This is a genomic window from Sporomusa sp., from assembly GCF_035561155.1.
Lineage (GTDB): Bacteria > Bacillota > Negativicutes > Sporomusales > Sporomusaceae > Sporomusa.
Window position 1 is genome coordinate 1 of record NZ_DATMYD010000023.1, and the last position, 10,585, is coordinate 10,585.

Consider the following 10,585-nt stretch of genomic DNA (forward strand, 5'->3'; position numbering starts at 1 on the left):
TAGGCACGCCGCCAGCGTTCGTCCTGAGCCAGGATCAAACTCTCCAATAAAAACTTTTATTGAAGCCGTTTTATCGGCTCGTTGTAAATCAAAAATTGTTTTTGTTTGTGCTACAAGTAGCACAACGCACATCTGGCATTTATGATGCATTACTTTACATTGTTCAGTTTTCAGGGAACGTTGTTTTGTTGCGGTTTTGTTAACCGGCAGAACATTATAATAGCATTTTCATTTATTTATGTCAACACTATTATTCTTGCCATTTATTACCGCCGCTCATAGCGACTTTTATAGGTTATCATGAACCTGTCATTATGTCAAACGTATTTTTTTAACCAGATAAAAAACGGCGCCCTTCCTTTTGGAAGAGCGCCGCAACAGGCCGACTTTAGCTTGGCCTTACTTGTGTGGTCAGGAATATAGGAAGTGTCATATGTGAAATCTGATCTTGTAGTTCTTCAATACTGTCAATATGGCGGTCTTCATCGGTGAGGATTTCCTCAAGTATCTCACGTGTAGCGAAATCATTGACTTCCCCTGCCAGTTTTATAGCTGCATTATAGGCTTCAATGGCACCCTGCTCTGCGGCATGGTCGTACTCAAGCTGTTTAGGAATGTCACTGCCAATATGTATGTCATTTAACTTAGAAACGATGGGTGTGCCCTCAAGGAACAAGATTCGCGCAATTAATTTTTCGGCATGCTTCATTTCAGAAATAGCCCGATGTTCAAATTGGTTGTGTAATTTTTCATAGCCCCAGTTGGCGCACATTTCTGAATGAACAATGTACTGGTTAATAGCGCTGAGTTCATCAGCAAGAAGTGAATTTAAAGTCTCAATTAATTGGGGATTTCCTTTCATTTGATTAAAACTCCTTCCTGTTACGTATTTTAAGCTCAACCCTATGTCTAAAATACCATTTTTATCCTATTAATGCAATAGAAAATTCTGCAACCTTTCTACTAACAACCAAATCAAACAAAATAAAATACCACTACCAATCGGCAGCGGCAAGGAATAAAAAGTTATTTAAATAGACAACGCACCGGATTATTGGTATGCCATTACTAAAATATTAGAGCTTTATCTAAACCGGTACGTTATCTAGTTAACTTTACAGATTAAAATATATCATGTACTTATGACAAATATATGACAATTTATTCTTTTTTGTCTCTTAAGTCGATAATTCGCTTAGCTTTACCTTCTGACCGGGCGATAGTTCTCGGCTGTACTAATTTTACAGTGGCATCAATTGATAATATTACCCGCAGCTTATGGCGAATCGTATCCTGCAGACCTTCTAATTTACGAAAGTCTTCTAATAAAGTATCATCTGCCAGCTCAACCATAACTTCCATATCATCAAGATAGCCTTTTTTGCGAACAATGATGTTGTAGTGGGGCCCAATTTCCCGGATACCTACTAATACACTCTCAATCTGTGAAGGAAAAACGTTTACCCCGCGGATTTTAAGCATATCATCAGTGCGCCCTTGCACTTTGGTCATACGTACCAGCGTTCTGCCACATTTACAGGGTTCAGGATTAAGACTGGTGATATCACGGGTACGATACCGCAGCAACGGAAATCCTTCCTTAGTCATGGTGGTGATGACCAATTCCCCCAATTCACCGTAAGGTAGGGGCGTGTCGGTCACCGGATCAATAATTTCCGGATAAAAGTGGTCTTCATTAATATGCAAACCTTCCTTGCAATCACATTCTCCAGATACGCCAGGACCGATCAATTCGCTCATACCGTAGTTTTCGACAGCGCTGATGCCCCAGATACGTTCTATCACTTGACGCATCTCTTCGGAACAGCCTTCGGCCCCGAACAAACCTAAACGAACATTAAGGGATCTTGCATCTATACCCATACTATGGGCAGTTTCCGCAAGATAGAGGGAATACGACGGCGTACTTACCAAAATCGTTGTGCCGAAATCCTGCATCATCATAATCTGCCTTTCGGTATTCCCGGTGGATGCAGGTACGATAGTAGCTCCAAGCCGTTCCAGTCCATAATGCAGGCCGAAGGCTCCGGTAAAGAGTCCATACCCAAAAGCCACCTGCGCTACATCATCTTCCCTCGCGCCGGCGGCAACAGCCAGACGGGTCACCATGTCGGCCCATAATTCTATATCCTGTTTGGTATAACCAACCACAGTAGGTTTTCCGGTAGTCCCGGAGGAGGCATGTAAGCGCACAATTTTTTTCAGGGGTGAGCTAAATAAGCCATACGGATAATTGTTTCGAATGTCGTCTTTAGTGGTAAACGGGAGCAAACTAACATCTTTTAAAGAACGAATATGGTTTAGTCCTACTCGTGCATTATCTACCGCTTGGCGGTAAAAAGGAACATTTTCGTAAACTCGCTGTACTACGTGGCGTAGCCTGGTTAGCTGCAGTTCTTCCATCTTGCTTCGTTCCAGGCACTCAGCTTCATTGTCCCATATCATAACCTCTAACCCTTCTCTCAATATATTATTATCTGCCTTCAGTCACAGTCTGCGGTACAGGCTGGGTCAATAAACTTGCTGCGACAAGCACTAAAGCACTGATTGGCAATGTGATAACAAGCGGATCGATATACGTCCAGGGAGCAGTAGCCAGTGTATTTACCCCCATGCACAGAGCAGTAGAACCAAGGCAAGATATATAGGCTAGAGCAATCCATGGATCAGTAAGTCCAAACATGCGTAGTCACCTCCTATAAAAAAATAAACTCCCGTCCCTTAATAATAAGGGACGGGAGTTCTACTTCCCGCGATACCACCCTTGTAGAGTCGTTAAGCTAATCGCTAACCGACTCCTCCTCTGCAGAGTACGGGTAAAACAATGTTTTACCGATACCCCCTTCCTGATAACGGTGGAAGTTCCGACCACACCTACCAAATTCAGAAACTTAGTTAACTGAACTCTTCAGCTAGCGACTCCGAGGTGTACTTCACGATTCAACCCCAGGCCGGGCTCGCACCTGCCGCCGGCTCTCTGCGCTGCAATTGAATGCTACTTCTCCTCTTCACAGTCTTTAGGATAGCTATATATCAATTGTAATCCTTCATTATGTCTTTTGTACTTTTAAAACATTATTGTTACTTTTAGTTTAATATAACAGTACACATGTTTTTTGTCAAGCTTAATTTCCTCAAAATCCCATTGCCAACCCCCTGCTATCTTCTGTTCATTCTGGCTGATTTCTCTGCAGATTCTTCAATACCCAGAAAGTAATCTAAACTATATTTACCAGGCCCAATGAAGGCGGCTCCAAAAAAGCTTAAACCATCTTCCACGGATTGCGAGGCTTTCTGTAAACCCTTACCATCCATCATTTGACTTGTAAAAGCAACTAACATATTGCTAAATAGCAGGAAACAGGCTGGACGGTAGAATAGGCCAATTGCAAACAACAGACCGCCGCCAAACTCGGCAAAACTGGCCATGAATCCCCAGAAACCTGGAGCAGACTCAATACCGAAGGTGCCCATAGTCTTACCAAGCCCAGACCATTTTTCAGGCCCGCCGATAATCTTGGGCCAGCCATGCCACATAAACATACCACCTAACCCCAAACGAAAGAAAAGGAGAGCCAAATCTCGATACCTGGAAAGTGCCTGTGCAAATGACCACAAAAATTGTTTCATTAAATCACGTCCTCTTTAAGTTTCTAACACAAACCAACCCTAATATAAAGTTTACCTCGTTCGTACATAAAATATATTAACATGAACATATTCCCTAAAGCTACCAATAAGTTGACAGGCTTCTGAGACGGGAATATACTTAAATTTGTAAATGTTCTAACAATAGGGGGTAGCTATGAAAACAGTATTTCTTAACGCAGCTAAACTGGACTTTGACAACAAACTAAATTTTTCTCAATTAACAAAACTCACAACTGTCACAAAATACGATGCCAGCAGCGACAAAGAAATTCTAGACAGGGTTAAAGATCAAAACATTGTCATTACCAAGGAGTTACCTGTAGGCAAAGATTTGATTGCGCACTTCCCGCCTTCTGTTAAACTCATTTGTGAGGCCGGTACCGGCTACAACAACATCGATATCGCCGCTGCCAAAGAAAAGAACATTACTGTTTGTAATGTTCCCGGCTATAGTACTGAGGCGGTTGCTCAGCTAGCAATTACTTTTATATTGAGCCTCAGTGCTTCATTAACACGGCAGCAGATTATGCTCAAGCAAAAAAATCACGACAACTTTACCAAACACCTTATGGTATCCCATGCCGAGATCCAGAATAAAACACTTGGCATTATTGGTTCAGGCAGCATCGGGCAGCAGGTAATAAAAATTGCCCTGGCGCTGGGGATGAATATCCTCGTATACAACAGAACGACAAAATCATGGAATGATCCAAACATACAATCTGTTTCTCTCAAAGAATTATTTACCCAGAGTGATTTTATATCCCTTCACTGCCCCCTTACCACTGATACAAAGCATATTATAAACAAGGATAACTTAAACATGATGAAACCATCGGCGTTCATTATAAATACCTCAAGAGGGGCCCTTATCAAAGAAACAGATTTGATCGCAGCTTTACAGGCGGGAAACATTGCTGGCGCCGCCCTGGACGTTCAAGACCCTGAGCCTCCTGAACTGGATAACCCCTTATTTGCGATGGATAACGTAATCCTCACCCCGCATATTGGTTGGAAACCGCTAGAGGCTAGACAGCGGCTTATCAATATGATGGCTGGCAATATCGAAGCCTTTATTCAGGGAAAACCAATTAATGTTGTAAGTTAGCAGAGTGTACCGGGGCCGGTCTAAGGTAATTTAGGCCGGCCCCAATTGCAATTTCCAAATGATCTTATAATACTTTTTATACCGCTTTCGCAGACAAAAATACAATTCTGCGATACAATATATTTGAAGGAAATCATTACCACATCTACCCCAACTTTGGTCATTACTTTGAATTTTTAGGGAGGCCAATGATGACGAAGATAAGTACCGTGAAATTACAAGACCTCATTGATTCGTCTTTTTTACAGGAATTTCAGGATAACTTCGCCTTAAGTGTAGGTGTGGCTAGTTTGATAGAGGATAATCAAGGACAAGCACTAACCTGTCCTAGCTGTTTCTCCACGTTTTGTAAGGAAATTATCCGGACTAGCACTGTTGGGCTAAAACGCTGCCTGGATGCCGACATGCGTGGAGCAGCAGAAGCACTACGAACTGCCAAGCCGGCGGTATACGAATGTCACACAGGCTTAATCGATTTTGCTGCCCCCATTATACTTAACGGCAAAGTACTTGGAACAATATTTGGCGGTCAGGTTTTAACTGAAGCACCAACAGAAGATCGTTGCCGCAGAATGGCTCGGGAACTAGGTGTCGATGCTGACAAATATATAGCTGCCATAAAAGAAATTCCAGTAGTCGCCAAAGAAAAAGTCCAGGCCGCTGCAAAGGTCCTTTTCTCGGTCGCTAACACTTTGTCTAAGAACGCCTATCAAACATTGAAGCTGAAAGAAAATAACCGCGAAATAGTATTGTCCTATAACCGTCTCGAGAATATATTCAACACTATGTCAGATGGCGTCTTAATCATTGATGATAATGGCATCGTCAAACAAGTTAATGTCATCGCTGAAGAGATCTTCGATAGACCCGGTTGTGATCTTCTAAATAAGTCTGTGAAAGAACTTATGGGAAGCGAAGCTCCCTTTATTGAGAATATTTATAAACAACAAACTGCTTACAATGATTTTGAAATTTTTATTGACGCCAGCTTAGGTCGCCTCCACTGTCTATCCTCTGGAAGACCTATCTTCGATGATGAGGGCATGATATCGGGTGGTATCATCATCCTTCGCCCCATGAAAATAGTGCATAATCTAGTTAACCGTCTTAGTGGCGCCCAAGCTACCTTCCAGTTTGGTAATATTATCGGTCAGTGTCCTGCGATACTCAAAACGGTTCAACTGGCCTCTCAAGCCGCAGCAGGAATATCCAACGTGCTCATCGAGGGGGAAAGCGGTACTGGGAAAGAGGTTTTTGCGCAAGCAATCCACAATCAGAGTTCAAGACGCAAAGGACCCTTTGTAGCAGTCAACTGTGGAGCAATCCCCAGAGAGCTGATGATAAGTGAATTGTTTGGCTATACGGAAGGAGCCTTCACCGGGGCCCGGCGAGGGGGAAGACCCGGGAAATTTGAGTTTGCTTCCGGCGGGACGATTTTTCTTGATGAGATTGGAGATACACCGCTCGAACTGCAAGTGGCCTTACTTAGGGTAATACAGGAACGAAAGATAACACGTATGGGGGACAATAAAGTTATTCCTGTCGATTTAAGAATTATCTGCGCCACAAACAAGAATCTGGCACAAGAAGTCGAGAAGGGTAATTTTCGCCAAGACTTATATTACCGTTTAAACGTAATCTCCCTAAAAATTCCGCCGTTACGCGAGCGTCAGGAAGATATCCCATTAATATTCAGATATATGCTAAATACGATGGGACGCGAATGGGGAAGAACCATTAAGAAAGTTGACCCCGAAGTAATTACTTTGCTGCAACAATATCGTTGGCCCGGAAATGTCCGCGAATTACAAAATGTTGTGGAAAGGGTTATTAGTATCGCAGATGAGGATACAATTAAGCCCGAACATTTACCTGAACATATTGTACATCATAAAGAATTACCTATTTCTTATCTTACTTCTTTGGCAAACGAAACGATATGTGCAAGAGAAATGATTAAGCAAAATTTGAATGAAAGGGAGCGTCAGCAGATACTGGATTTTTTGCTCAAGGCAAGCGGCAATATAAGCTATGCTGCTAAGCAGATGGGGATTGCCCGGAGCACTATGTATCGGAAAATGCGCCAATATAATATATCTAATTGATAATAGCAGCCACAATAAAGTAGACTTAGCTTCAGGTGCGGTTTTAACCCAACTAAGATTAAGTCTCCCTTATCCAGGGACTTACCCACTATTAACTCCCACTTATATGCCCGAAAGGGAACAGGAAGCGGGAGTCTAGAGTAGGTTAGTTATCGGATAATGATATTGTTTAAAACAAACTAACAGGAGGCGATACGATGACAGTACAAAGCGACTTAAAAAAAGCCCTTGCTGCTGCTGAGTCTGCCAAAGGCTCTTATGCTACCTTTGCTCAGGCTACTGATGACAATACTGCCAAGCAGATGTTTGAACAAATGTCTTCAGACATGGACCGGCATATCAGCCAGCTGAACAGCCGTCTGGGGGTTGCAGCCCAAAACACATTAAATCAGCAAGAGCAGTAGAACGGGTATAGCAAATAGAAACATGATCACTTCCTATCGATAGGAAGTGTCATGTTTCTATTTGTTTTGCTAATGTTTATTATTGTTTGTATTGAGGTTCCTGATTTTCAACGTACTTCTGTCTGCTCTTTAATGTTTCAACCGCATTATCCAGGGTTGTTGCTAACTGTTCAAATGTTTGTTTTGCTTGTTGGTCCTGAGTCTCCAATGAGAATGTCTTCATTGAGGCTGCTGCGCTTTGTACGGTTGCAATGGCCTGAGTCATTTGTGTACCTACTGTCATTACTTCACCTCCTTTAAAGGATTCTTGCTATCCTTTCGGTTTGCATAATAAAGCTGATAAAAAACCGAAAATGATCGCCGCAGAAATACCGGCGCTGGTAATTTTAAAAATACCTGTCAATACTCCGACAAGGCCGCTTTTTTCTGCCTCCTGAAGGGCTCCCTTTACTAATTGATTGCCAAAGCTGCTGATTGGAACAGAAGCTCCGGCTCCGGCAAATTTAACTAAGTCATCATATAGGCCAAAGCCGCCTAAAACAGCGCCGGTTACTACCAGTGTGACCATAGTATGAGCAGGCGTTAACTTCAGCCCGTCCATCAGGAGCTGGCCAAGCACACAGATAGCTCCGCCAACAATAAATGCCAGAATAAACTTCTCCAACGTAAGCCTCCTATGTTACATTTCTATTGACACTGCATAGGCAATGCAGGGTATGCTTTCCTTTTGCTGGTAAGACATCGGTGAGAGTAAAGCACCGGTAGCTATCACTAGAATCCGGTTCAGTTCGCCGCGGCGCATCCTGTTTAAAAGATGGCCGAAGGTTGTTGTTGCAGCACAGGCACAACCACTGCCGCCGGCGAGAACCGGCTGGTCTTCTTTATACATTAAAATCCCGCAGTCAGTTAATTTTTCAACCGGGATGGCAAGGCCATGTTTTGTCAGCAAATCACCGGCAATTCGGTGACCTACCCTGCCCAAGTCTCCAGTTGCAATGAGGTCATAGTGTGCCGGGGTTATGTTCATATCCCGAAAATGAGCCTCGATTGTATCCACTGCAGCCGGAGCCATGGCGGCCCCCATGTTAAATGGGTCGGATAGCCCCATATCAATGACACGTCCAATCGTAGCAGCTGCAACACGCGGGCCTTTACCCTGCCTGGCAACAACTGCAGCGCCTGCGCCTGTAACAGTCCACTGGGCAGTGGGAGGTTTCTGGGCACCATATTCAGTAGGGTATCGATACTGTTTTTCACAGGCTGCGTTATGACTGGACGTGCCAATAAGTGCGTTTTGTGCAAAACCACTATCGATCATAAGAGCGGCTAAAGAAAGACCTTCCATTGAACTGGAGCAGGCCCCATAGATACCAAGGTAGGGAACGGCAAGGGTACGGGCAGTAAAGCTGCTGGGCATAATCTGGTTAATCAGATCACCGCTGAGGAAAAACTGGATATCCTCTTTTTTGAGACCGGCTTTTTTAATCGCAGTCTCACAAGCTTGTTCCAAAAATTTTTTTTCTGCTTGCTCATAACTGTCCTGTCCAAGCCAGATATCACCGTGCAGCAGGTCGAAATCGTCCGCTAAATTACCCTGGGCTTCAAAAGGCCCGCCGATAGCGGCTGAGCCAATGATTACCGGTTTAGTGTTAAAAACCCATGTTTGATGACCTTGCAGCATTCACATTCCACCTAACGAAGTGATGAGTACCTTGATAATTGCGACAATGAAAGCGGAAAAGACGCCAAAAACAATAACCGGTCCGGCGATTTTAAACATATTGCCGCCGACACCTAATACTAGCCCCTCGCTTTTGTGGTCAAGGGCCGCAGACGCGATCGTATTGGCAAAGCCGGTAACCGGAACGGCACTGCCGGCACCTGCCCATTGAGCAATGTGATCATAGAAGCCAAGACTTGTAAGTATTACAGAAATCAAAATCAGAACTGCAACCGTTGGGTCACCGGCTGTCTTTTCATCAAAGTTAAAATAGGTTATAAAGAACCACTGTATTCCCTGACCGATCGTACAGATAATGCCGCCTGCGACAAATGCCCGGAGGCAGTTTGCCAGTATGGGACGCTGCGGTTCCCTGGCCCGGGCAAAGTCCTGATATTGCTGCTGTATAGGGGTTAGATTCTTTCTTTTACTACTTGACAATATAATCCACCTTCTAACGCAATAAATAGGGCTTCAATTTTTCCATAAGTTGTTCTAGCTTGCCGGCATGCTTTGAATACATTTTCTTAGCTGCTTTATTTTGTGTTTCCAACGCGAAGGTCGTGAGGTCAGCCTGAATTTTTTCGAAATTTGCATACAGCATTTCCTTGACCTTAGGCTGGGGGAGTTGGACAGAATCGTCAAACAGATCCAGGTATAAGTCGCCGGAGGAGTCAACCTGTCCGATAAACACATTGTCTAGTGATACTCCCCGTGTCTCCAATTGGATACCAAGCCACTCTGTGTTAAATCCTAAAGAAAATAGGGGTTCATTTAAAATGGTACCATCAAGGACAACTGTCTGCGGTTCAGCCAATGGGGCCACTTTTATCCCTAAATCAGTTGCCGATACAGGCTTTTTATTCGATTTCATAAATACATTGATATCACCGGTATCTTCCATCACCGCAAATTCTACATCTGCCAGATTAAATGCATTTTTAGAACGGAGCTCCCGCAGCAACTGTTCTCCGGTTAACCTGGTCTGCAGCAGATTATCTTCCAATATTTTTCCGTGTTTAATTAACACGGTCTCCTTCCCATTGATAAGATCATGAAGCCACTTGCTTTTTAAAGACAAATACTCCAAGGCGATAGGAAAGAGTACCCAAACACCGAGCGAAATAAAGCCAAAGGCAAGGTTTTGAATTAAGTTTAAAGATATTAATGCGGCAATTACTGCAATTACGATATAGCTTACAAACCTAAAAGGTGTCATACGGACGATATTCCGTTTGCCCATGATTCTGGTTAAGAGCAGTAACAGAAAGAATACTGAAATTGAGCTAAATAGAACCTGTAGCCATGCCTGCATGTTTGCTATCTCCTGACTAGTACTAATTCCCTTTATATTGTGGCTCCTGATATTCTAAGGCCTGAATTCTTTTCTCAAGATCATTGATAATTATTCCTATAGCGTCCACCGCTTCATGATAAATAAACATCGTTTCTTCATCACTTGCCTGGAGTGCATATAACCTTAATGTACCCTGACTACCTTTTAAACTAGCTAATGTTTGTTTGACCTGAGAAGCAACTGTCATGGCATTACCTCCATTTACCAATGTATTATTAC

At 43.2% G+C, this 10,585-nt stretch carries 13 protein-coding genes and 1 other annotated feature; of the genes, 3 read left to right on the top strand and 10 right to left on the bottom strand.

Annotation, left to right across the window (positions count from 1 at the left end):
* Nucleotides 1-388: 388 nt before the first annotated feature.
* From bfr to VN447_RS04040, 4 genes are all read right to left on the bottom strand, one after another.
* Complete coding sequence (gene bfr, locus VN447_RS04025) at nucleotides 389-862, bottom strand: bacterioferritin (RefSeq protein ID WP_325523071.1); 474 nt, start codon at nucleotides 860-862, stop codon at nucleotides 389-391.
* Nucleotides 863-1,161: 299 nt separating this feature from the next.
* Nucleotides 1,162-2,466 carry a phenylacetate--CoA ligase gene (locus tag VN447_RS04030; RefSeq protein ID WP_325523073.1) on the bottom strand — a complete coding sequence of 435 codons (1,305 nt, stop codon included), beginning with the start codon at nucleotides 2,464-2,466 and terminating at the stop codon, nucleotides 1,162-1,164.
* 28 nt (nucleotides 2,467-2,494) lie between these two features.
* Entirely contained in the window at nucleotides 2,495-2,704 is a 210-nt protein-coding gene (locus tag VN447_RS04035) for a symporter small accessory protein (RefSeq protein WP_325523075.1), read from the bottom strand.
* 44 nt (nucleotides 2,705-2,748) lie between these two features.
* Nucleotides 2,749-3,042, bottom strand: a binding site (T-box leader).
* A gap of 138 nt (nucleotides 3,043-3,180) precedes the next feature.
* Entirely contained in the window at nucleotides 3,181-3,651 is a 471-nt protein-coding gene (locus VN447_RS04040; protein WP_325523077.1) for a DoxX family protein, read from the bottom strand.
* Between the two features lie 175 nt (nucleotides 3,652-3,826).
* Between VN447_RS04040 and VN447_RS04045 the strand changes: the two genes are divergently transcribed.
* The 3 genes from VN447_RS04045 to VN447_RS04055 all read left to right on the top strand — a co-directional run bounded on the left by VN447_RS04045 (nucleotide 3,827) and on the right by VN447_RS04055 (nucleotide 7,289).
* Nucleotides 3,827-4,780 (top strand): NAD(P)-dependent oxidoreductase, encoded by a 954-nt coding sequence (locus VN447_RS04045; RefSeq protein WP_325523079.1) that lies wholly within the window; start codon nucleotides 3,827-3,829, stop codon nucleotides 4,778-4,780.
* A 188-nt stretch (nucleotides 4,781-4,968) separates the two neighbouring features.
* The gene (locus VN447_RS04050) at nucleotides 4,969-6,885 is read left to right on the top strand and encodes a sigma 54-interacting transcriptional regulator (protein ID WP_325523081.1); all 1,917 of its coding nucleotides are present in this window, start codon (nucleotides 4,969-4,971) and stop codon (nucleotides 6,883-6,885) included.
* 197 nt (nucleotides 6,886-7,082) lie between these two features.
* Nucleotides 7,083-7,289 carry a DUF1657 domain-containing protein gene (locus tag VN447_RS04055; RefSeq protein ID WP_325523083.1) on the top strand — a complete coding sequence of 69 codons (207 nt, stop codon included), beginning with the start codon at nucleotides 7,083-7,085 and terminating at the stop codon, nucleotides 7,287-7,289.
* 79 nt (nucleotides 7,290-7,368) lie between these two features.
* On the opposite strand, the gene VN447_RS04060 is transcribed toward VN447_RS04055, so the two are convergent.
* From VN447_RS04060 to VN447_RS04085, 6 genes are all read right to left on the bottom strand, one after another.
* Nucleotides 7,369-7,572, bottom strand: a complete 204-nt coding sequence (locus tag VN447_RS04060) for a DUF1657 domain-containing protein (protein WP_325523086.1) — start codon at nucleotides 7,570-7,572, stop codon at nucleotides 7,369-7,371.
* A 27-nt stretch (nucleotides 7,573-7,599) separates the two neighbouring features.
* A complete protein-coding gene (spoVAE, locus tag VN447_RS04065) occupies nucleotides 7,600-7,953 on the bottom strand; it encodes a stage V sporulation protein AE (RefSeq protein WP_325523088.1) in 354 nt (117 codons plus the stop codon).
* Between the two features lie 15 nt (nucleotides 7,954-7,968).
* The gene (spoVAD, locus tag VN447_RS04070; RefSeq protein ID WP_325523090.1) at nucleotides 7,969-8,970 is read right to left on the bottom strand and encodes a stage V sporulation protein AD; all 1,002 of its coding nucleotides are present in this window, start codon (nucleotides 8,968-8,970) and stop codon (nucleotides 7,969-7,971) included.
* Entirely contained in the window at nucleotides 8,971-9,450 is a 480-nt protein-coding gene (gene spoVAC, locus VN447_RS04075) for a stage V sporulation protein AC (protein ID WP_325523092.1), read from the bottom strand. It abuts the gene before it with no gap.
* 13 nt (nucleotides 9,451-9,463) lie between these two features.
* Nucleotides 9,464-10,324, bottom strand: a complete 861-nt coding sequence (locus tag VN447_RS04080; protein WP_325523094.1) for a DUF421 domain-containing protein — start codon at nucleotides 10,322-10,324, stop codon at nucleotides 9,464-9,466.
* Nucleotides 10,325-10,346: 22 nt separating this feature from the next.
* On the bottom strand, nucleotides 10,347-10,585 hold a 239-nt coding region (locus VN447_RS04085), incomplete at its 5' end, for a DUF1657 domain-containing protein (protein ID WP_325523096.1).

Excerpts from the sequence above, each read along its gene's own strand:
- VN447_RS04030 (WP_325523073.1), bottom strand. The coding sequence starts at position 2,466 with ATGATATGGGACAATGAAGCTGAGTGCCTGGAACGAAGCAAGATGGAA.
- VN447_RS04050 (WP_325523081.1), top strand. The coding sequence starts at position 4,969 with ATGATGACGAAGATAAGTACCGTGAAATTACAAGACCTCATTGATTCG.
- VN447_RS04060 (WP_325523086.1), bottom strand. The coding sequence starts at position 7,572 with ATGACAGTAGGTACACAAATGACTCAGGCCATTGCAACCGTACAAAGC.
- VN447_RS04045 (WP_325523079.1), top strand. The coding sequence starts at position 3,827 with ATGAAAACAGTATTTCTTAACGCAGCTAAACTGGACTTTGACAACAAA.
- bfr (WP_325523071.1), bottom strand. The coding sequence starts at position 862 with ATGAAAGGAAATCCCCAATTAATTGAGACTTTAAATTCACTTCTTGCT.
- spoVAD (WP_325523090.1), bottom strand. The coding sequence starts at position 8,970 with ATGCTGCAAGGTCATCAAACATGGGTTTTTAACACTAAACCGGTAATC.
- VN447_RS04080 (WP_325523094.1), bottom strand. The coding sequence starts at position 10,324 with ATGCAGGCATGGCTACAGGTTCTATTTAGCTCAATTTCAGTATTCTTT.
- VN447_RS04035 (WP_325523075.1), bottom strand. The coding sequence starts at position 2,704 with ATGTTTGGACTTACTGATCCATGGATTGCTCTAGCCTATATATCTTGC.
- VN447_RS04055 (WP_325523083.1), top strand. The coding sequence starts at position 7,083 with ATGACAGTACAAAGCGACTTAAAAAAAGCCCTTGCTGCTGCTGAGTCT.
- VN447_RS04040 (WP_325523077.1), bottom strand. The coding sequence starts at position 3,651 with ATGAAACAATTTTTGTGGTCATTTGCACAGGCACTTTCCAGGTATCGA.